Source organism: Priestia sp. HNGD-A6 (assembly GCF_045784335.1).
In the GTDB taxonomy this organism is placed as follows: Bacteria; Bacillota; Bacilli; order Bacillales; family Bacillaceae_H; genus Priestia; species Priestia zanthoxyli.
On record NZ_CP138621.1, the window covers coordinates 676245 to 696556 of the forward strand.

At 39.1% G+C, this 20312-nt stretch carries 21 protein-coding genes, 1 other RNA gene and 1 riboswitch; of the genes, 8 read left to right on the plus strand and 14 right to left on the minus strand.

The annotated features are described in order from the left end of the window. Positions 1 to 226 precede the first annotated feature (226 nt). Together SCI76_RS03495 and SCI76_RS03500 are read left to right on the plus strand one after the other, a co-directional pair. Positions 227 to 769 carry a GNAT family protein gene (locus tag SCI76_RS03495; RefSeq protein WP_328179548.1) on the plus strand — a complete coding sequence of 181 codons (543 nt, stop codon included), beginning with the start codon at positions 227 to 229 and terminating at the stop codon, positions 767 to 769. Between the two features lie 101 nt (positions 770 to 870). Next, complete coding sequence (locus tag SCI76_RS03500) at positions 871 to 1065, plus strand: hypothetical protein (protein ID WP_209151604.1); 195 nt, start codon at positions 871 to 873, stop codon at positions 1063 to 1065. 1 nt (position 1066) lies between these two features. On the opposite strand, the gene SCI76_RS03505 is transcribed toward SCI76_RS03500, so the two are convergent. From SCI76_RS03505 to SCI76_RS03520, 4 genes are all read right to left on the minus strand, one after another. Further along, positions 1067 to 1852, minus strand: coding sequence for an ABC transporter ATP-binding protein (locus SCI76_RS03505; protein ID WP_328179547.1), 786 nt, complete (start codon positions 1850 to 1852; stop codon positions 1067 to 1069). 18 nt (positions 1853 to 1870) lie between these two features. Further along, positions 1871 to 2353: a GNAT family N-acetyltransferase gene (locus tag SCI76_RS03510; RefSeq protein WP_047751057.1), complete on the minus strand. Its 483-nt coding sequence runs from the start codon at positions 2351 to 2353 to the stop codon at positions 1871 to 1873. Between the two features lie 157 nt (positions 2354 to 2510). Beyond that, positions 2511 to 2987 (minus strand): site-2 protease family protein, encoded by a 477-nt coding sequence (locus tag SCI76_RS03515; RefSeq protein ID WP_168760692.1) that lies wholly within the window; start codon positions 2985 to 2987, stop codon positions 2511 to 2513. A gap of 147 nt (positions 2988 to 3134) precedes the next feature. Beyond that, positions 3135 to 3953 (minus strand): AraC family transcriptional regulator, encoded by an 819-nt coding sequence (locus SCI76_RS03520; RefSeq protein WP_231099247.1) that lies wholly within the window; start codon positions 3951 to 3953, stop codon positions 3135 to 3137. A gap of 138 nt (positions 3954 to 4091) precedes the next feature. Between SCI76_RS03520 and SCI76_RS03525 the strand changes: the two genes are divergently transcribed. Continuing rightward, on the plus strand, positions 4092 to 7196 hold the full coding sequence (locus tag SCI76_RS03525; RefSeq protein WP_328179546.1) for a glycoside hydrolase family 2 TIM barrel-domain containing protein: 3105 nt from the start codon (positions 4092 to 4094) through the stop codon (positions 7194 to 7196). Positions 7197 to 7232: 36 nt separating this feature from the next. Here the strand turns inward: SCI76_RS03525 and SCI76_RS03530 are convergent, their stop codons facing one another. From SCI76_RS03530 to SCI76_RS03545, 4 genes are all read right to left on the minus strand, one after another. Continuing rightward, positions 7233 to 8144: an EamA family transporter gene (locus tag SCI76_RS03530; protein WP_328179545.1), complete on the minus strand. Its 912-nt coding sequence runs from the start codon at positions 8142 to 8144 to the stop codon at positions 7233 to 7235. Between the two features lie 99 nt (positions 8145 to 8243). Further along, on the minus strand, positions 8244 to 10160 hold the full coding sequence (locus tag SCI76_RS03535) for a nitric oxide reductase activation protein NorD (protein ID WP_028413502.1): 1917 nt from the start codon (positions 10158 to 10160) through the stop codon (positions 8244 to 8246). Between the two features lie 11 nt (positions 10161 to 10171). Further along, on the minus strand, positions 10172 to 11062 hold the full coding sequence (locus SCI76_RS03540) for a MoxR family ATPase (protein WP_328179544.1): 891 nt from the start codon (positions 11060 to 11062) through the stop codon (positions 10172 to 10174). Positions 11063 to 11218: 156 nt separating this feature from the next. After that, positions 11219 to 11449 carry a YkvS family protein gene (locus SCI76_RS03545; protein ID WP_013056869.1) on the minus strand — a complete coding sequence of 77 codons (231 nt, stop codon included), beginning with the start codon at positions 11447 to 11449 and terminating at the stop codon, positions 11219 to 11221. Between the two features lie 421 nt (positions 11450 to 11870). On the opposite strand from SCI76_RS03545, the gene SCI76_RS03550 reads away from it, so the two are divergent. Both SCI76_RS03550 and SCI76_RS03555 read left to right on the plus strand, forming a co-directional pair. Next, a complete protein-coding gene (locus tag SCI76_RS03550; protein ID WP_013056868.1) occupies positions 11871 to 12365 on the plus strand; it encodes an RNA polymerase sigma factor in 495 nt (164 codons plus the stop codon). Further along, complete coding sequence (locus tag SCI76_RS03555) at positions 12362 to 13552, plus strand: anti-sigma factor (protein ID WP_257042488.1); 1191 nt, start codon at positions 12362 to 12364, stop codon at positions 13550 to 13552. The genes SCI76_RS03550 and SCI76_RS03555 overlap by 4 nt, the downstream gene beginning before the upstream one ends. 27 nt (positions 13553 to 13579) lie before the next feature. On the opposite strand, the gene SCI76_RS03560 is transcribed toward SCI76_RS03555, so the two are convergent. Then, entirely contained in the window at positions 13580 to 14032 is a 453-nt protein-coding gene (locus SCI76_RS03560; protein ID WP_033578859.1) for a helix-turn-helix transcriptional regulator, read from the minus strand. A 153-nt stretch (positions 14033 to 14185) separates the two neighbouring features. Between SCI76_RS03560 and SCI76_RS03565 the strand changes: the two genes are divergently transcribed. From SCI76_RS03565 to SCI76_RS03575, 3 genes are all read left to right on the plus strand, one after another. Then, positions 14186 to 14806, plus strand: coding sequence for a hypothetical protein (locus SCI76_RS03565; RefSeq protein ID WP_063248085.1), 621 nt, complete (start codon positions 14186 to 14188; stop codon positions 14804 to 14806). 109 nt (positions 14807 to 14915) lie between these two features. Beyond that, positions 14916 to 15093: non-coding RNA, 6S RNA (ssrS, locus tag SCI76_RS03570), on the plus strand. 139 nt (positions 15094 to 15232) lie between these two features. Further along, positions 15233 to 15661 carry a pyridoxamine 5'-phosphate oxidase family protein gene (locus SCI76_RS03575; RefSeq protein ID WP_013082985.1) on the plus strand — a complete coding sequence of 143 codons (429 nt, stop codon included), beginning with the start codon at positions 15233 to 15235 and terminating at the stop codon, positions 15659 to 15661. 27 nt (positions 15662 to 15688) lie between these two features. Here SCI76_RS03575 and thiE read toward each other — a convergent pair whose 3' ends face one another. The 5 genes from thiE to SCI76_RS03600 all read right to left on the minus strand — a co-directional run bounded on the left by thiE (position 15689) and on the right by SCI76_RS03600 (position 20150). Further along, entirely contained in the window at positions 15689 to 16333 is a 645-nt protein-coding gene (gene thiE / locus SCI76_RS03580; RefSeq protein WP_047751064.1) for a thiamine phosphate synthase, read from the minus strand. Positions 16334 to 16346: 13 nt separating this feature from the next. Continuing rightward, positions 16347 to 17153, minus strand: a complete 807-nt coding sequence (gene thiM, locus SCI76_RS03585; protein WP_048021146.1) for a hydroxyethylthiazole kinase — start codon at positions 17151 to 17153, stop codon at positions 16347 to 16349. A gap of 75 nt (positions 17154 to 17228) precedes the next feature. Then, positions 17229 to 17337, minus strand: a riboswitch (TPP riboswitch). 176 nt (positions 17338 to 17513) lie between these two features. Then, on the minus strand, positions 17514 to 18731 hold the full coding sequence (locus tag SCI76_RS03590) for an MFS transporter (protein WP_028413509.1): 1218 nt from the start codon (positions 18729 to 18731) through the stop codon (positions 17514 to 17516). A 96-nt stretch (positions 18732 to 18827) separates the two neighbouring features. Beyond that, positions 18828 to 19427: a TetR/AcrR family transcriptional regulator gene (locus SCI76_RS03595; protein ID WP_028413510.1), complete on the minus strand. Its 600-nt coding sequence runs from the start codon at positions 19425 to 19427 to the stop codon at positions 18828 to 18830. Between the two features lie 261 nt (positions 19428 to 19688). After that, a complete protein-coding gene (locus SCI76_RS03600; RefSeq protein WP_223546665.1) occupies positions 19689 to 20150 on the minus strand; it encodes a GNAT family N-acetyltransferase in 462 nt (153 codons plus the stop codon). Between the last annotated feature and the right edge of the window lie 162 nt (positions 20151 to 20312).

A 20312-nucleotide genomic window follows, 5' to 3' on the forward strand; every position in this document is an offset into this window, starting at 1 on the left:
GTCTTCGCCTTGCCCTCCAATCAACTGCTAGAAAGACTTACACACATGAAACCTATGTTTACCCTAACAAAAAAAACGAACCACGAATCAAACATCTTGATCAATGGTTCGTTTTTCACTTTGTCTAAAATCCTTTTATTCCAGCCTCTTTTTGTACATAAAAGCAGGTTTTTTTAGGAGACAAGTGGAATACCTTTTTAATGTTGGGAAAGAAAGGATGCATCAAATGAATAATGTTTCACCACTTTTAAAAGGAAAAAACGTGATACTAAGAAAACCAAAAGACAGCGATGTACATGACTATCTAGCGTGCAAGCAAACAAAAGAGCTTATTCGTATGTACGGAGGCGATACCCGAAACTTAAAACCTCTTACATTACAAGATGCCAAGCGGCACGTCGAGTACATAAAGTCTCAAAAGCTGAATTGGTGTGTTGAATATGAGCAGCAGTTTGTTGGAGAAGCCCGGCTGACCGTTAACGAGTACGACCAGCGCGCACGGTATGCTATTGGTTTATTCGATTCTTCCGTTTGGAATCAAGGGCTCGGCACTGAAGTTACAAAATTGGTGCTGGCCTACGCATTTGAACACCTTCACTTGCACAGAGTCGATTTACGAGTGCTCGAATACAACCATAGAGCCATTGCTTGTTATGAAAAATGCGGTTTTGTAAAAGAAGGAATAGAGCGTGAAGGTGCTTTTATTGAAGAAGCATTTCAGACAGATATTATCATGAGTATACTCGAACAAGAGTATTATCAGCTTTAGAGGAGAGAATCAGCTGTCATCATCGTACTTTTTTAAAAGTTCGTATAGCCCAAGCCTTTTGTGAATAAAGTAACATAACGATATAACCAAAGGAGCCAACGATGACAGCTTATGATTCCTCTTCCTTTGTATTTGTAACCATTGATAAACATGACATTGCTGCTTTTTTACTCATTGATATTATTTGCAGCACCACTATTTATGTAGCATGTAAACATTATCTCCACAATGAGCTTGTTTCCATTGCAAGCAGCGCTCTTTTTCCCGTGGTATGTAAGAAGGTTTCTCGACGCTAGCTCAGCTTTTTACCGGTTCTTTTAATGACAGCCAAGTGCGTTCCTTCTGCTGCTGAATCTCTACGGAGTGATTAAAAAATTTAGAAAGATGCGGCTCAGTGAGCTGGTCTTTCGTTTTTCCAGAAGAAAACACTTCTCCTTGGCGCATACAAAGCGTATGGGTAAAGCAAGGCAAAATTTCTTCTACATGGTGAGTAACATAAATAAGCGTAGGAGCATTTGGCTGCTCTGCCATTTTTGCAATCAGCTGAAGAAGCTGTTCTCGGGCCATTATATCTAGACCTGTACATGGCTCATCAAGTATTAAAAGCTTTGGTGAAGCCATAAGAGCTCGAGCAATTAGCACTCGCTGGCGCTCTCCTTGAGAAAGTGTTCCGTAGGCCTGATTTTGTAAATCTTCGCAATTTAGCAGCTTCATTAATTCTATGGCTTGGTTCATATCTTTTTGCTCCACTTGTTCATATAACCCAATAGATGCAAATTTTCCGCTTAAAATCATTTCTACAACCGTATCGTCATCTCGAAACCGCTGTTGAAGCGAAGAGCTTACCCATCCAATTTCTTTTCTGAGCTCAGACAGATTTGTTTCCACAAATTTCCTTGAAAGAACTTCTACTTCCCCTTTTGTAGGCCAGATATATCCGTTGATGATATTTAAAAGCGTCGTTTTTCCGGAACCATTTAACCCAAGCAAACACCAATGTTCCCCTTTTTCCACTGACCACGACACGCTTTTTAAAATTTCTTTTTCTGCTCGTTTTACCGAAACGTTGTTAATGTTAATCATGCTAACACTCCTTTACTCTCATTTTTCATTATATATACTATAAAAGAATAATGATTTATCCCATTTGTTAACTTGCTTTTCTTTTTTCATGCCAATTCTTTCAGCCACTTTAATCGATGGATAATTGTGAGGATCTATCAATGATATAATCTTCTGAAATTTCAGCGTATGAAGGCCATAATCTAAACAAGCTTTTGCTGCTTCACTCGCATAGCCTTTTCCCCAGCGGCTGCGTAAAAATAAATAGCCAAGCTCCGGGTCTACCTTGCCGTCTACTTTTTGAAGAACCATGCCGCACTGCCCTAGAAACTCTCGATTCTGTTTATCCTCAGCGATCCACATGCTAATGCCATATGTTTGATAATGCTGCTTCATCCATTGAATCCAGCGATATGTGTCTTGTTCATTTTTAGTAGAAGAATAATACTTCATTGCTTCAGCATCTTCAAATATTTTCATTAAATTGCCTGCATCGCTTTCAGCCATAGCTCGCAGCGTCATTCGCTCTGTCTCAATAATCGTATAAATCCTCTCCTTTCTTCCATTCCAACATCTACTATCTTTATTATCCGCTACTATTTTCTTTTCGTAAAGTTTTCCTTTTTTATTTAAATGAAACAGAAAAAAGGCACCAAAAAAGGCTGCTACACACAGCCCTTTAATCTGGATCACACGTTTTCCCGTACCGTAATACGTTATATATAGCACGTCCATCACTTGCAGATGTTTCTGTATATTGAATTGGCAGCAGTGAAAAAATAACATAATAGACTGAAAAATAAACAAATTGATAGCAAAATATATCTTCAGGCAGAATATTAGCCATAATTAATCCATTTATTATAAAAATAGTAAGTAAATTAAACAGTACACCGCCCGCATACACCACTGCATGGGAAAAGCGACTGTCGTTCTTAAGATTTTCATATTTACAAAACGAGTCTAGAAAATAGACTGACTTAATTTTAAACTTCCCCATTTTAAGAATCGTTTTCCCCCGCCCAATAGTAAAATCGACCTTCCCTCCGAAAATAATTGCCATGACGGAATGCCCCAGCTGATGAACAAATGATACAAGTGGCAATACAATACAGAATGACCACACAAACTTTGGAAGATCATTTAACCCAAACACGTTTATCCCTCCTTTTTGTTTCTTCTCTCTACTTTTCCTCCCCGTTTTTACTTAAAACTACATTTAAATTCTTTTTTTAAAACTCATACGAAATAACTAGCATCCACATCATTTCTTATAACCTAGATAAAACCCAATGTATGTAACTTATGAAAAATACATTTTCCGAAAAACAGTTGGAGTCACGTTTTCTTGTTCTTTGAAGCGCTTGATAAAATAGCTTGGATGTTCATACCCTACTTGTCTTGCTATATCTTGTACAGAGATTTGGTTGTTTTTAAGCAGCAGTTTCTTTGCTTTTTGAATTCGGACGCGCGTTACGTATTCAAACGGCCGGATACCAAGAGATTGTTGAAAAAGCAAACACGTATACTGCTCTGTTACGTTGAGCTGCTTCGCCAGTACTTCTAGCGTTAACGGCTGATGATAATATTCCTCAATATAGCGAAGGACTGGGTTTAGCTGAGTAATTTGCTGCAGGCGACTTTTGCTTTCTATATATACGCTGTCTTGGCGAAGTTTCAAAATGACGCTATATAGTAGTTCAGAGCACTTCATGGTGCTAGAGGTATGATTTTCTTCTAACAAATTCATTATCTCTTGCAGCATCCTATAAAGGCTTTCAGCATGTGTAAGGACGATTTTTCCGGAATTAATAAATTGAAGAGAAAGCATGATATCATCAATTACACTTCCATTAAAAGAAACCCAGCATACTTGCCATTCGCTCGTAATGGGGTAGTATTCGTGCGGAACATGCGGCGTCAGAAACATCCCTTCATTTTCTTTTATAATATAAACCTCGTCATTTACACGAAGCTCGCCTCTTCCTTTTATACATTGAATCCATTGATAATCAGGAAACTCTCCCTGACGTTTAATATGCGTTTGATGTCTCCAGCTTCCAGCGCTTGTAGCATAGAATGGCAGTTTCATATCTTCATCTGAAAGAGCCGGAAAGTACATACGGTCCACATTACTTCCTCCTTTTTATGTGAATATAGTTATATTATCATGAAAATAATTAGATTGATAAGGTTTTCAGAAAACGTTATCATTTTCATATAAACTAATAACCTAGTAATCTAGAAATGAGGGATCGACATGTTAAAAACCGGCAAAAAATTTAATTATACAGCACCTGCAAACGGATACCCTGAATGGAATAACAACCCTGAAATTTTTCAATTGAACCGTTCGAAAGCACACGCTTTACTAATGCCTTATCAAACGGTCGAAGAGGCCTTAAAAAATGATAGAAAATCTTCTGTTTACTACCAAAGCTTAAATGGAAGCTGGTACTTTCATTTTGCTGAAAATGCGGATGGCCGCGTCAAAAACTTTTTCGCTCCTGAATTTTCATATAAGAAATGGGACTCTATTTCAGTTCCTTCACACTGGCAGCTGCAAGGATATGACTATCCTCAATATACAAACGTGACATACCCTTGGGTTGAAAACGAAAACCTCGAACCTCCTTTTGCACCGACTAAATATAACCCTGTCGGTCAGTACGTCCGTACTTTTACACCTAAATCAGAATGGGAAAATCAGCCGGTGTACGTCAGCTTCCAAGGCGTCGAATCTGCTTTTTACGTCTGGGTTAACGGTGAGTTTGTTGGATACAGCGAAGACAGCTTTACTCCAGCTGAATTTGATATAACTTCTTATCTTCAAGATGGTGAAAATACGATAGCAGTAGAAGTATACCGCTGGAGTGACGCAAGCTGGCTTGAAGACCAAGATTTTTGGCGAATGAGCGGCATCTTCCGAGATGTGTATCTGTACTCTACTCCACCGGTTCACATCTATGACTTTAGCGTTCGTTCGTCGCTTGATAACAACTACGAAGATGGTGAACTTAGCGTTTCAGCTGATATTTTAAATTACTTTCAGCACGATACTCAAGATCTAACATTTGAAGTCATGCTGTATGACGCGAATGGCCATGAAGTACTACAAGCTCCGCTGCAAACAAATGTAAGTGTGAGCGATCAATATACAGCGTCCTTACGTACACACATTAAAAGCCCTGCAAAATGGAGCGCAGAAAGTCCTAATTTGTATAACCTTGTACTCAGCTTAAAGAATGCTGCTGGTTCTATTATCGAAACGGAAAGCTGTAAAGTCGGCTTTCGTACGTTTGAACTAAAGAATGGCCTTATGACAATCAACGGCAAGCGTATTGTACTTCGAGGAGTAAATCGCCACGAATTTGATTCAGTAAAAGGCCGTGCAGGCATCACACGCGAAGACATGATTCACGATATTTTGCTGATGAAACAGCATAATATTAACGCGGTGCGTACATCCCATTACCCTAACGATTCAGTATGGTATGAGCTGTGTGATGAATACGGACTGTACGTGATTGATGAAACCAATTTAGAAACGCACGGAACGTGGACTTATTTACAAGAAGGCGAACAAAAAGCCGTTCCAGGAAGCAAGCCAGAATGGAAAGAAAACGTACTAGATCGCTGTCGTTCGATGTACGAACGTGACAAAAACCACTCTTCTATCATTATTTGGTCGCTTGGCAATGAATCATTTGGCGGAGAAAACTTTCAGCATATGTATACTTTTTTTAAAGAGAAAGATTCCACGAGACTTGTTCATTATGAAGGAATCTTCCATCACCGCGACTATGATGCTTCTGATATAGAAAGCACGATGTACATTAAGCCAGCAGATGTAGAGCGCTATGCTTTAATGAATCCGAAAAAACCTTATATTCTGTGTGAATACAGTCATGCGATGGGTAATTCTTGCGGAAATCTATACAAATACTGGGAGCTGTTCGATCAATATCCAATCTTGCAAGGCGGTTTTATATGGGACTGGAAAGATCAAGCTCTTCAAACAACAGCAGTAGACGGTACTTCTTACTTAGCTTACGGCGGAGATTTTGGTGATACGCCTAACGACGGCAACTTCTGCGGAAACGGCTTAATCTTTGCTGATGGGACAGCTAGCCCGAAAATTGCAGAAGTAAAAAAATGCTATCAGCCTGTAAAGTGGACAGCAGTAGACGCTTCTAAAGGAAAATTTGCCGTTCAAAACAAACACCTGTTTACAAACTTGAACGCCTATGATTTTGTTTGGACTGTTGAAAAAAACGGTGAACTCGTTGAAAAGCATGCGTCTCTTTTAAATGTAGCTCCTGATAGTACAGACGAACTGACGCTTTCTTATCCTCTTTACGAGCAAGAAAACGAAACTGATGAATTTGTTTTAACTCTTTCTATCAGATTATCCAAAGATACAGCCTGGGCTTCAGCTGGATATGAAGTGGCGTACGAACAGTTTGTACTGCCTGCCAAAACCGCTGTACCTTCAGTAAAAGCTGTTTATCCTGCTTTATCAGTTGACCAAAACGAACAAACGCTGACGGTTACAGGAACTAACTTCACGGCTATTTTTGACAAGCAAAAAGGGCAGTTTATCTCTTACAACTATGAGCATACCGAGCTGCTTGCATCGGGTTTCCGTCCGAACTTTTGGCGGGCAGTCACCGATAATGACCTCGGCAATAAATTGCATGAAAGATCTCAAACATGGCGTCAAGTAAGTTTAGAGCAGCACGTGAAAAAAGTAAGTGTTCAACCGCAAATTGACTTTGTTATCATTTCGGTTGAGCTAGCTTTAGACATCTCTCTTGCTTCTTGCTATGTAACGTATACGCTATATAACGATGGTGAAATGAAGATTGAACAATCTTTAGCACCTTCTGAGGCAATGCCTGAAATTCCTGAAATTGGGATGCTGTTTACGATGGATGCGGCTTTTGATTCTTTAACATGGTACGGCAGAGGCCCTCATGAAAATTATTGGGATCGTAAAACTGGCGCTAAGCTTGGCCTTCATAAAGGCAGTGTAAAAGAGCAAGTTACACCGTATTTACGCCCTCAAGAATGCGGAAACAAAACGGACGTTAGATGGGCAACTATTACAAACGATCAAGGACGCGGCTTTTTACTAAAAGGTTTGCCAACAGTCGAGCTGAATGCTTTACCTTACTCACCTTTTGAACTGGAGGCTTACGATCATTTTCACAAATTGCCGTTAAGCGATTCCATAACCGTGCGGGTTAACTACAAGCAAATGGGCGTTGGCGGAGACGACAGCTGGGGAGCTAAAACACATCCTGATTACACACTATACGCCAACCGCTCGTATACAAACACGTTTACGCTAAAACCTCTATAAAAATAAAAAGGACTTTCAAATGAAAGTCCTTTTTACTTATGATGTCACCTCTGGCTTTCGCTGAGAAAGCAAAAATACCGTAGCGATAATAAGAATTGTACCTAGCCACTCCGTCCACCCAAAAGTCACATGAAGCCATAGAACAGAGAGCGCCGCTGCTGACAAAGGCTCTGCTGACGCAAGAACAATGGCTTCTGAAGCGCTAATGTGCTTTAAACTTTCCAAGTAGCAATAAAAGGCAATGAGCGTTCCAAAGATAATCACAAATAGCACCGCACACAGCGACAATAGCGACCACTCACCGGCTATATGCCACGGCGGATGAATAAATGAAAAACTTACGCCGCCTATTACCATTCCCCAGCCTACTACTTCAACTGAGCTCCATTTTGCAAGAAGACGTTTAGGCTGAAGCGTATAAAAAGCAGACGTCACAGCTGCCCCGATCCCCCAAAACAACCCCCATCCTGTAATAGACAGATCGTTAAAATTTCCGCTTGTTGCAAGAAAAAATGTCCCCGTTATGACGAGCGCAACAGAAATCATTTCTACTTTCACCGGCCACTTTCTTGCTTGCACGGCTAAATAGCCAATAATAAATATTGGCGACGTATATTGAAGCACTGTAGCTGTAGCAGCGTTTCCTGCTTCAATAGCTGCAAAATATGTATACTGCACGCCGAGCATACCGATTACACCAAACAAAAGCAGCGAAGTCCTCTCTTCTTTTGTTTTCCAAATTGCAAAAATATTGCGCTGCTTAGAGGCTATTGCCAAAAGCAGAAATCCAGATATTAACATACGAACGACGACCAGCCACTCTGCGTTAAAACTCTTATGCTGAAATAAATATTGAGCTACCGTGCCAGACACTCCCCACATCGTAGCACCAATGATTACAAGCAGCAGCCCCCACGCTCTTTTAGATGAAGTTTGAACTCCTTCCACTTACCATTCCTTCTCTCTTTTTTATATATATTTAACTTACCTCCCTCCGCATTAACGGTCAATAGCAAAAAAAGTCGAAGCAATATGCTTCGACTTTTTTTAAATACTTTTATGAAGTAATTTCTTGAGTAAAGGAAATAGCACATCGGGAAGTTCTTCGATGTTTGGTACTAGAATACTATATTTGCCATACATATTTTGAATGGTTTTCTTCTGTCCTTCATCAATTTCCCCGTTGGATAAAAAGACGTTGATGACTTCAATTCCGTGCTTGCGTGCTTCTAATACCGCTTCGTGCGTATCTACAATACCATTTTGTTCATATCCCATAGCGGCTGGTTCACCGTCTGAAAACACAAGTAAAAACTTTTGCTGCTCAGAACGCTGAAGCAAGCGACGTGTCATATGGCGAATGGCAAATCCATCACGGTTGTCTTCTTCAGGCTCAAGCTGCATAATTTCAGGACCGCTTTTACGCTTTAATGATGCTTGAAAGTCCATCACCGTCTGCAGGTAGTTAGGCTGGCTTGTTTCAGTAGCATCATTTGTATCTTCCCAAAATCCAACAATTTGATGAGGCACCATAACAGACTTTAACGCTTCATGAAATAGCGTAATCCCGAGCTTCGTTTCATCCATTTTGTCGTACATCGATGCCGAACAGTCAACTAGAAGAGAAAACACAGCATCAATTTGGGCAGAATCTTCATCTTTTTTATAAAACAAACGAGGATTATCATCCGTCCATAGTTTTAGAAGTTTTTTATTTAATCGGCCAAAGTGCAGCTCGCTTCTAGGTAGCGTTTTTTTATGTTCAAGCGTTTTTTCAATCATTTGCTTTAATTTTTTTTGATACGATGCAATGATTTTTTTATTCTCATCATACTGAACAACGTGATCGTCGCTTGGAAGTTTAGAATCTACAAAAACAGCATAGGCATGCTTATTTTCTTTCCCATACTCATAATCCGCTTCCCCGTCTTTTTCCGGATGCGTTTGCTCCATGGCTTCGATTTGAGAGTAATCGTTCCGGGATGTTTTTTGAGAAGATCCTTGCACCATGCCCATTGCTTGATCTCCATCGTCGCCTTCACGAACCCCATCGCCTAACATATCTGTTTTTGAACCTTGATCCATATCAAACTGCAGAAAACTTTGCGTCGCTTCACTTGTCTCTCGATGCCACATTTCCATTTTCTCTTCGTGAATGTCTTCATCTCCGTCTTTTTCATGCTCTAAAATATCATCGTTCACTAATGAATCTTTGCGTTTTAAATCTTCAAATGTTAACCCTTCTTCTAACTGATCATACTGAAGTTCAGCCAAGAAGAAATAAGTATTAAGCATATCTTTTTCGATAATATCATCAAAAACATCTACGAGTTCAAGGCAGATGCGCGATACGTCTTTTGTTGTTTTCGCTTCATATACATTTGTTAGCTGTCTGCGAATAAAAGGCATCGCTAAGTTAATCGATTCACTCATTGAAGGAATTTCTTCAAACGGATTTTCAGCCGTTAATAGCAAGTAAATGCCGTTAAAAAGTGCATCCGTGTACACGCTTTTTGTTAAATTTGCGCTCATTTGTGTGGCAAAATATTTTCTATAGAGCTGCCTTCTGACGGCGAAGGCTTTTTTCGTTCCAGGACGTTCGCGTTTGCATACTTCTTCTAAACGAATATCTTCAAACAGCATAAACAGCTGCTTAGCTAAGCTAGGTACCGACGTTTTATTTATTTTCTTTAAATATGCATTAATTTCTTTGAAGTTTGAATGCTTATAGCTTCCAATACTTCTTAAAAATACATCACTTTTTAAGCCGTACACTTTGTCTTCTTCTGGACGGTTATCCCAAAAGTGACTGAGATAAATAATGCCGTGTACAGGATCATAATAAGATGAAACGCGATACTCTACTTCAATTTCATCATTTTTTGTTAATGTTTTCGTTAAATCTGCCAGCTCCATATAGAGAAAGGAATCTACATTTTTGTCGTTAAATTTAATAAATCGCATAGCGCCACTCCTTACTCAAATAATGTTTCAGCAATATTTTGAATGGCGGCTTTTTCCCTTTCATCTTCTAGCTTTTCAATAATACCGCGTTTAATCGCGCGAAGAGGCGGCATATAAAGAGCTAAATCACACGTATCAATAAGCGCACGAATAGACGCAGCTTCTTCTGATACATGGCCGCTTTGAACTTGAGTAATTAAATCTGCAGAGAGCGTGACAAATTTATCAATTAATTTTTCGTCTTTTAACTGAGACTGAGACATTAGAACTTGGTTTAAGCTGCTCCCTTGAATATATGGCACTTCAATAACAACAAAACGATTTTTTAACGCTTCGTTTAATGGAACAGTCCCAACATACCCTTCGTTAATAGCCGCTACTACGCCGAATGTTTGCTGACCGCGCACTACATCTCCAGTGAATGGGTTTGTAATCATTTTCCGGTAGTCAAGTACCCCGTTTAAAATAGGAAGCGTTTCAGGTTTCGCCATGTTAATTTCATCAATATATAATAAATGGCCTTTTTTCATTGCCTGAATAACAGGTCCTTCTACAAACTCGATACCTGTTTTCCCTTCTTGTTCAGAAATTGTTTTAAAGCCAAGCAGCGCTTCTGCATCTAAATCAACCGAGCAGTTAACGCTATGCATCGGCTGAGAAAATAAATGCGACAGCGTTTCAGCAAGCTTTGTTTTACCTGAACCTGTTGGCCCTTTTAAAAGTACGTTTTTCCCTAGTGATAAGGCAATAATGGCATCTTCTAAAATATCTGCTTCTTCTGCTGTATAGCCGCCTTTTCCGATTAATAGCTGATCAGCATGAGACAGATTTTCATATTTACGATTCGCTAAAAGCGAAAGAACCTCTTTTGGTAATGATAATTGTGATAATTGAATTGACATAACAAAAAATCCTTTCTTTCTACATACTTTCTATAGTTTACTAAAAAACATTCTTCTTCTCAAAGAATTGCTTTACCTATGCGTTTCTCTAAAGTTTCCGGTAGAAAAATCGCCGTCTTTAAACATATATTCAGTAAAAAAAAGTAGGTTATTCACCTACTTTTTTACGATTTTATAGTTTTTATGATTAACGACTGTTTTCATGGATTCGCCCGTTTCAGCATCTTTTCCAAAATCTACGATAACCGAATTGTCTCGCACTACCATAACAATTCCTTTAAATCCTTTATAGTCGCCTTTTTTAGGCTGAATCGTATCGCCAACTTTAGCTGCCTTGACTTTAGGTGCTTGTTCTTCTGTACCTTGTGTATTTTCTACGTCCATCATGACCCCACCTTTTCCAATTTACCGTGTTTTTTATAAGTGAAAACACAATTTAATTTACTTTTTGTTGAAAATACTTAGTTTATTTTCCCACAAACATCCATGGTTAAACACCATGTGTTTGTCCAATTTCATTCTGCAAACAAACGCTGTATTTTTTATTATGTATGTTGCTGTTTTTTGTAAGAGCACATCCTTGTTCTATCATAACATTTTCTGTTTCCTTCGAACACCAATTACCCTTTAGTTTTTTAAAAAAATGACAAATTACACGGAATTATGTCGAATTTCATATGATTTTCTTTTTAGTATGATAAGCTATATATCGTATTTTAAGCATCTTTTATCTATTACATACGATTTTTGATAAAAAAACCGAAACTTTTATCCACAAATTGCGTTGATTAAATGAAAGGGGGAGAAAATGGCACAACAGCATAACTTTGAACACATTTATAAACAGCACATGCATGATTTGCTGCGCTATCTTCTCTCTCTTACTCGCAGAAAAGAATCAGCGGAAGATTTAATGCAGGAGACCTTTTACCGGGCACTTCTACACTTAGAAACGTATAAAGGCGAGGAAGTAAAGCCTTGGCTGTTCAAAATTGCTTATCACGCCTTTATTGACTGGTATCGAAAAGAAAAAAAACGCCCTACTGTCGAAATAGAAGAATGGCACTTTACTCCTCAGCCAAGTGCTGAAGAACAAGTGATGATTCAAAGTGAAATCGACGGCTGGCTTTCTGATGTATCTGCTTTGCCTCCGGCTAAGCAGAATATTGTACTGTTACGAGATTATCATGGCTTCACATATGAAGAGATTGCAGAAATGACTGGCTTTACTCTGTCAAAAGTGAAAATGGACTTGTATCGTGGTCGTCAACAATTGAAAAAAAGAAAGGAAGAGGACGGATGAGCTGTCAAGATATGAAGCATCAATGGGAAAAATATAAAAACGGCACTTTGACAGACAAAGAAGCAGAAACACTTGAACAACATACGGAAAATTGTGAAGCATGCTCAGCTCATTTAGAGCACTTGCTAACTGAAGATGAACCGTTATCGCCAACTACATCAACTACTTCACTAAATGACGATACAATGTTGGATAATAAAAAAGTGAAAAAGTCCATTTATATGGCTAAATGGAAGCAGCGCCTTTCAAATGTGACAACTGTCATTAGCTCTGTCGTTCTGCTATGGATGATTGGCAGCTTTTTATCCATTGTATATTATCATCAATCAAAAACCGAATACATAAACAGCGTCAATCAAGCAGCTATCGAATCTGCTTTTCCGAACGTTCATATACGTGAAACCACTTCTGATACACAGTCCTTTTTCCGAATGCAGTCGCAAATGGAAGCTTATAAGCAAATTGGACGTGAAGAGCAGGCCATTGGGACGTTTACATTTCATCAGCTGTTTGATAAAACGAGCGGTGTAGAAAAAGAATTTTCCGGCGGTAAATACGACCTTAACCTTTCCTTTGTCTATCCTGATCCAAAAAAACTAAAGCTGCATGCAAAAGAGTATAAGGAATGGACGAATGAAACATGGAATGCATTAGAAAACCTACCAAAAGGAACGGTAAGCGAAGTGGCTATTTCTTTTGATAACACGTATTCGCTAAAAGAAGTTCAGCAAAAAATGAATGCCATCGACAGCCGTGATTTTTCTACCTCTTGGTACGCGCTTAATACAGGGAACGAACAAAAAACAAGCACAAAAGATGAGCCCTTAATTGACTTAACATCAACATTTGGTTTTCCAGAGTTTTTAGACTTGCCTTACGAGCACAAAGGAAATCAAACGCACTCTACTAGCAAGTCGAACGTTTTAAATATGATGAAACTATTAGCCGATAATGAAGAAACAGTCCAAAAAGTTCGTCAGCTAGACCATTCCGATTTGTTGCTAAAGCAGCGATATTCTTATGTAAAGAAACATGGAGTCGGTGTGTACGGCGTTGTGATTACAGGACCTACCAAAAAGCTGCTGAAATTAAAAAATGATCCGTCTATCACCTACGCGTCACTTGGGGATGTAGAGCTATGGAATTGGTTCAACCGCCCTTCATCCGGCACGTTAATGAATCAGTAACAAGCACTTGAAAACAAGTGCTTGTTTTTATTTCTTCGTTAATTCTTCAAACCTTTCTACAGCTTCGCTTTTATCAAATGAACTAAACCATCGATAGTCTTGGTCATCTAAAATACGATAGTGCTGACTAATCATATTTTGCTGCAGACGAAAAGAACCTTCTTTTTGAATCTCTTTCCACCATACTCTTCCTCCGAGCGTTTTATCTTTTGGAGAAGATACGCCGTTATGAGCAATGATTTCTACTACTTCTAAGGGGACGTCTCCTAAAACCGATTGAAGGATTTCACTGTCACGAAACAAACCGCATACTGCAACAGTGGTCGTCCACCCTGCTTCCGTGCGCCCTTTTTCAATTTGAACCAATGTTTTTTTTGAAATACCAATAACTTCAGCCATTCTGTCTTGTGAATAGTTTCTTTCTAAACGAATTAATCGTATTTTATCCGATACGGATTTAATCACTTCTTGTTTATCCATTTTTACAGCCCTTTCTTTCTATACACGCACATGTCTTTAGTGTAATATTACACCTAATTAAAGAAGAGTTTCAAGCGTTTCCCTTCATCACAAAACGGGGAAATATGCTGAAATGGTTTTTTTATACTAAAACAATTAAAAGGAGTTGAGAATATGTACATCATTGTATGGACTATGCTTGTACTATACGCCTTTCTGCTAGCTCCGGGAGCAAGCGCCGCTGATGATATGCTGTTTAAAAACCTTGTCACAGGAAATTTTCAACAGGTAGATCCGCTCGTAGTTATGGTATTCTCTTTTTTAGGACTTTTCCCAGTATTGTTCATGGTAATGATTTGTAAAAAAGATACGTACAAACTGCCTGGATGGCCATTTTCTCTCCTATCATTTGCGCTTGGAGCTTTTTCTCTTTTGTTCTATTATCATTGGAAAGGGCAAAAAGTTCGAACACGTTCGCGTATTCCTTCACGTTTCATTGCCATCATTTCTTCTCGTCTATGGATTGGACTATGCTTAGCACTCACGATTGCTGGTTACGTATACGGACTATCCATAGGTTCAATAAGAGCTTATGAAGATGCTTTTATGCAGTCACAGCTTGTTAGCGTGATGACCGCTGATTTTTTTGTTTTAACGTGGCTTTCTTATTCCGTTATGACAAAAGAAAAGATAGCATCCCGGCCTTACCTTCTCTTATGTTTCATTCCAGTTGCGGGCTCTTTTTTTATTTTGTTACGGCATAACCGCCAAGATGTTAGAGAAGAAAAACTTTAAATAAAAGTCTTGCGTTCCATTCATTATTCCGTTATAATCATTTCTTGTACGATGAAAGTTGATTAATTAGAAAACATTTATATATCGGCATTTTATTTACATTTGTTATACATACCTGCGCTGTGCGTATACTCATGTTGTCTTAAACCTTTGAGTGTTAAAAGGGAGCTCAAAATTTAGCTGCAGATAGCACGCCCTTCTTGGGACGCTAAACCCGGCTATGAGGGCACCCACCTAGTAGATCTGGGTATTTAAGACACTTAGGGTTACGGCAGTGCGGGCTTATTTTTTAGTTAGCTGTAGCTAGCTTTTTTTATTTATTAGTTTACATAATTATTTTATTGTTAACTTATATTTTTTTTAGACATATATGTTTTATTTATCTTCGATTGAGGAACATAAAAAGTAATAAAGGAGATGGATAAAATGAATGAACAAAAAATTGCTAAAAAAGTAAATGAAGTATTAGAAGGAAATCGTGTAGGAACATTAGCCACAGTTGTAAACAACAAACCCCACTCTCGCTATATGACATTTTTCAGCGATGAAGATGGTATCGCTCTTTACACACCAACAAATATCAATACACATAAGGCAGAAGAAATCGAAGCCAATCCAAACGTGCACGTACTATTGGGCTACAGCGGCGAAGGATATGGCGATCAATACTTAGAATTATCCGGGACAGCTGTTCTTCGTACCGGTGATCAATTAAAAGGACGTATATGGAACGATCACATGAAAGAATGGTTTGACGGTCCAAATGACCCTGAGTATGTTGTTCTGGAAATTACACCAAACGAAATTCGCTTTATGAATGAAGGCGAAGAAACTCCTCAAACCGTTCAGCTATAATAAAAAAGCGCACACTGTGCGCTTTTTTTATTTTCCTACCGCTTCTTTCAATTGAGCTGCTTTTTCTTTTGGAGACGCTGCTAAGCTAATCGCGGTAATAATAGAAACACCATCTGCACCTGCTTCTACTACTTGTTTGGCATTTTCAGGCGTGATGCCACCGATTCCTACAATTGGAAAGTCAATATTCTGGTTTCGCACTTCTTCAATTAATTTTGTACCTTGCACTGCTTTTGCGTCTTTTTTTGTAGAAGTAGGAAAAACAGGTCCCATTCCTACATAATCCGCCCCGTCTTTTATCGCTTGCTGCAGCTCTTGTACATTATGAACAGAGACGCCCACAATTCCTTTTCCTATTTTTTCTCGAACAATATGAGCTTTTTCATCTTCTTGTCCAATATGAACGCCATCTGCTTGTAAGCGGATCGCTAAGTCAAGATCATCATTCACAACAAAAGGAACGCTGTGCTGCTGACAAATTTGCTGAAGTTCTTTCGCCAGCTGATATTTCGCTTCTCCTGTTAAGGCACCCTCGCCTTTTTCACGAAATTGAAACACGGTAACGCCGCCTTCAATTGCTTCTTTTAATACTTCTTTCGGATCTTTTTTACAGTTATTGCTGCCCATTATAAAATAAACTTTCAGCAGCTTTTTAATTTCTTCGTTTGTCATTTTCCCGCTCCTTTTAACGTTGATGTACTCTTGCATATGATTCAATATCCTGTCCAGATAAAAGATGAAGCTGATTTAACAGCTCAATTTGAAAGCTCCCCGGCCCTTCTTCACCTTTTTTCGCTGCGGCGATTTCACCTGCCACTCCGTAAAAACTTAAAGCAGCAACGCTTGCCTCGACATATTCTTTTTCTACAGCCGCGAAAGCTCCTATAATTGATGTCAGCAGACATCCAGTACCCGTCACCTTCGTAAATAACGGGTGACCGTTGTCTACTGTATACGTTGTGTTTCCATCGGTGATCACATCTTGTTTCCCCGTAATAACAATCACTGTATCTAATTTGTTCGCTGCTTTCTCAGCAAGTTCAATGACGTCTCCTTGCCCTTCTAATGAATCAACGCCTTTAATGAGCCATGACTCGCCTACTACATTCGCAACTTCAGCAGCGTTACCGCGAATAACGGCAATATTTAATTCTTCTACAAGCTGACGTGCCACTTCTGTACGAAACGGTGTCGCTCCGGCTCCTACAGGATCGAAAATAACCGGCACGCCATTTTCATTTGCTGATTTTCCTGCTATTCTCATCGCTTCTACTTCTTGAGCCGTCAGTGTACCCATATTTAAGACAAGCGCTCCGGCGATTCGAGCCATATCAGCCACTTCTTCCTTCGCATAAGCCATAACAGGTGACGCTCCTATGGCAAGCAGTCCATTTGCTGTAAAATTGGTTACCACAACATTCGTAATATTATGAACAAGCGGACTTGTATCTCTTACTTTTTCTAATTGAGCTGAAATTTTACTAATATCCATGTTCTCTCACTCTTTTCATTTAGTTTTAACACTGCAAAAAAAAGACAAAAAAGCACCTTGCATGCGCAAAGTGCTTTGGTATGTACTCACATTCCCTGCGCTGGCATTATCCAACAGGTTCAAATGGTCAACAGGCGCCCCTGTACTCTCAGCCTGCCCCGCGCAAGCTCCCATACTATTTATTACTACGTTTAAAGTTTACTATTAACTTTTTTTATTTGCAACCATTTCACTGTTTTGCCCATAAAATAAATCTTCGTTATAGGCTGAGTGGTGTTGTAAATCTTACAGCTTTACTAAAAGCATCATTAAAAGACCTCCAGTAAACTACTGGAGGTCTTCTATCCCCTAAAAATTCTATCATTTCTCTTGAATCGCTTGATTTCTCACAGCTGTTTTTCGGTCCTTCCCTGCTCTTAAAGATAAAAGAAAACAAAGCAGAAGTACAAGTGCAGCTGATACGTACGGGTAATTAATGTTTATATCAAAAAGAAAGCCTGCTACAACGGGTCCAATAATATTACCAAGACTTGTATAAGCAGAATTTAGTCCGGCTACATACCCTTGGTCGTCTTGTGCCATCATCGACATTTGCGTGCTGATTGCCGGACGTAAAATATCTGTTGCTAAAAAGACGATAAATGTCACAACAATAATAAGCCAGTACGTGTGCACAAATAGTGTAAGTAAAATAAAAAGTCCCGTCATCATCAAGCAAAACGAAATCACTCTTTTTTCACCGAATTTATTTAAAATCCAGCCAAAAATCGTAACCTGCACAACAGCCCCTGCAATAGAGCCAAACGTAATAACAAACGCAATATCTTTTGGCGTAAAGCTAAATTTATGATCAACAAATAGTGAAAAGATCGTTTCATAATTGGATAATCCAAACGATGTCACAAAAACGATAATTAAACTTAAAAAATAAGGTTCTTTGTAGGAATTCATAAGCTGCAGTAGCAGCCGATCTTCTTTTGGATTCTCATTGTTTGAAACAGCATGACCTTGTACAGGACGAGACTCCGGCAAAACAAAAAGCGTAATCACTGCAGCCAAGCCTCCTGCTACTGCGGCCATGTAAAATGGCACGCGCATGCCGTATTCAGCTAAAAAGCCTCCAATACCGGGCCCGATAATAAATCCTGTTGTAATCGCTGCCGTCACATAGCCCATTCCTTTAGCGCGTTCTTTAGCAGACGTCACGTCCGCTGTATAGGCCATAACAGCAGGCATAATAAGCGCAGCCCCGACCCCGCCTAGCATTCTGGATACAAATAATAAAAGAGGTGTACTCACTGAACCAAAGAACCATTCAGACAGGGCAAAAACAATCATTCCCGCTACAATAATTTTCTTTCTCCCTAACGAATCTGATAATCGCCCCGCTAAAGGCGAAAACAGAAATTGAGTTAGTGAAAACACCGCTACTAAAAGCCCCATCACGCTGCCGTTGATATGAAGCTCCGTCATATAGGTTGGCATAATTGGAATAACGAGACCGATTCCCGTAAAGATAATAAAAATATTTAGCATGAGCAGCAAAATCGCCGCTCGATTTCTTAACAATAATGACATATAAACCTCCTGATTACAAAAATACTGAACGTTCGGTCTATAAAAATACAAAATAATGAGGGATTACTCATTGCCGCAATAAGCATCCCCGCTTATTTAAGAAGACCTTGCTATAATTCCGTTTAAAAATACATCGATTGCTGAATGGTAAAGCTGCAGGGCATTTTCCGTACTCGTTTTTCGAGACATGCGGCTCATTCCAACAAACAACCCTTCTAAAATTACTGCAAGTTGCTCTGCATTTTTATGAGAAAACTCGCCTTCATCGATGCCCTGTTGCAAAAGTTCCCGGTTAAACTCCACGTGTCGTTTCACCATCTCATCAATTCGCTCTTCGATGTCGCTGCCCTTTTCCTCGTTGTTAAAAAACTCATCGGCAGCTTTCGTAAGAGGATGATTCAAATCATCTAAAATGATTTGCTCCGCTATTCCAAAAAGCTTATCTCTTGTTGTTTTGTAAAGAGACTCTCTTTCTTTCCAGTTTCGTTCCCACTCAAGATCCCATTCGTCTATTAAATAAAGAAAAAGCCCTTCTTTACTTTTAAAGTGATAATAAATATTCCCTTTACTGCTTCCCGTAGCTTCTACAATTTCCTCAATAGATGTAGCTTTATAGCCTTTTTGAGAAAACAATGCTTTAGCGGCATCTGCTACTTTTCTTTTGGTTTGTTCACTTTGAAGCTTTTTTTTATTCAAGCTATTTCCACCGCCCCGTACATTTATTATTTATACTGAACATTCGTTTTGTATTATCTGACACCTATACTACATAGGAAAAACCTTTTTGTCTAGTGAGAAAACCTAGTTTATACCTTTTTATATGAATCATGACCAAAACAAAGCCTCCTAAAAAGGCTTTGCCTAAAAAGCTTACTTGCTAACAGGATAGATGACCGCTGCTTGCCCGCACAGTTTGCATACAAATAAACAAATCATCTGCGCCTTCTTTCCTGTCTTTTACTCATTCAATTTCTTTGTCATAAACACACTGTATGGATCTTCTTTGTAGGTAGAAAACGGTTCGCACTCGTAAAATCCAAAACTGGCGTATAGCTTTCTAGCCGGTTCAAAAGCGGGTGCGGATCCTGTTTCTAAGCTTAAGCGTCGATACCCTCGTTTTTGCGCTTCATTTATTATGTACTGCAGCAGCTCTCTAGCAATTCCTTTCCGCAAATGAGCGGTAGCTGTTCGCATCGATTTAATTTCTCCGTGGTGCTCATCTAACTCTTTTACAGCTCCGCACCCTGCTAGCTGACTTCCTTCCCACACGCTCCAAAACGTAATATGACGTTGTTTTAAACTTTCAATATCTAGAGCATGAATACTTTCAGGGGGGGAATGTAAGTTCATTCCTTGGAGGTGAGAACTTACTAGTTCAATAACTTCATTGTTCGTTAAGTGGTCTCTTTTTATTTTAATCATCTTCTCTTCCTTCCTGCTACTAAAGGGTGGTCAACTACAAACCGACTTATGAATACATTCACTGTCGACCTTTAAAAATCCTTTTATACACTCCCTTCTTTTTCTCCAGTTATTAAAACAGACTTTGCCAAGCAGATGTTTCATACATTGTTAAACGGA

Excerpts from the sequence above, each read along its gene's own strand:
- SCI76_RS03495 (WP_328179548.1), top strand. The coding sequence starts at position 227 with ATGAATAATGTTTCACCACTTTTAAAAGGAAAAAACGTGATACTAAGA.
- SCI76_RS03500 (WP_209151604.1), top strand. The coding sequence starts at position 871 with ATGACAGCTTATGATTCCTCTTCCTTTGTATTTGTAACCATTGATAAA.
- SCI76_RS03505 (WP_328179547.1), bottom strand. The coding sequence starts at position 1,852 with ATGATTAACATTAACAACGTTTCGGTAAAACGAGCAGAAAAAGAAATT.
- SCI76_RS03510 (WP_047751057.1), bottom strand. The coding sequence starts at position 2,353 with ATGACGCTGCGAGCTATGGCTGAAAGCGATGCAGGCAATTTAATGAAA.
- SCI76_RS03520 (WP_231099247.1), bottom strand. The coding sequence starts at position 3,953 with ATGTACTTTCCGGCTCTTTCAGATGAAGATATGAAACTGCCATTCTAT.
- SCI76_RS03525 (WP_328179546.1), top strand. The coding sequence starts at position 4,092 with ATGTTAAAAACCGGCAAAAAATTTAATTATACAGCACCTGCAAACGGA.
- SCI76_RS03535 (WP_028413502.1), bottom strand. The coding sequence starts at position 10,160 with ATGCGATTTATTAAATTTAACGACAAAAATGTAGATTCCTTTCTCTAT.
- SCI76_RS03540 (WP_328179544.1), bottom strand. The coding sequence starts at position 11,062 with ATGTCAATTCAATTATCACAATTATCATTACCAAAAGAGGTTCTTTCG.
- SCI76_RS03545 (WP_013056869.1), bottom strand. The coding sequence starts at position 11,449 with ATGATGGACGTAGAAAATACACAAGGTACAGAAGAACAAGCACCTAAA.
- SCI76_RS03550 (WP_013056868.1), top strand. The coding sequence starts at position 11,871 with ATGGCACAACAGCATAACTTTGAACACATTTATAAACAGCACATGCAT.
- SCI76_RS03555 (WP_257042488.1), top strand. The coding sequence starts at position 12,362 with ATGAGCTGTCAAGATATGAAGCATCAATGGGAAAAATATAAAAACGGC.
- SCI76_RS03560 (WP_033578859.1), bottom strand. The coding sequence starts at position 14,032 with ATGGATAAACAAGAAGTGATTAAATCCGTATCGGATAAAATACGATTA.
- SCI76_RS03565 (WP_063248085.1), top strand. The coding sequence starts at position 14,186 with ATGTACATCATTGTATGGACTATGCTTGTACTATACGCCTTTCTGCTA.
- SCI76_RS03575 (WP_013082985.1), top strand. The coding sequence starts at position 15,233 with ATGAATGAACAAAAAATTGCTAAAAAAGTAAATGAAGTATTAGAAGGA.
- thiE (WP_047751064.1), bottom strand. The coding sequence starts at position 16,333 with ATGACAAACGAAGAAATTAAAAAGCTGCTGAAAGTTTATTTTATAATG.
- thiM (WP_048021146.1), bottom strand. The coding sequence starts at position 17,153 with ATGGATATTAGTAAAATTTCAGCTCAATTAGAAAAAGTAAGAGATACA.
- SCI76_RS03590 (WP_028413509.1), bottom strand. The coding sequence starts at position 18,731 with ATGTCATTATTGTTAAGAAATCGAGCGGCGATTTTGCTGCTCATGCTA.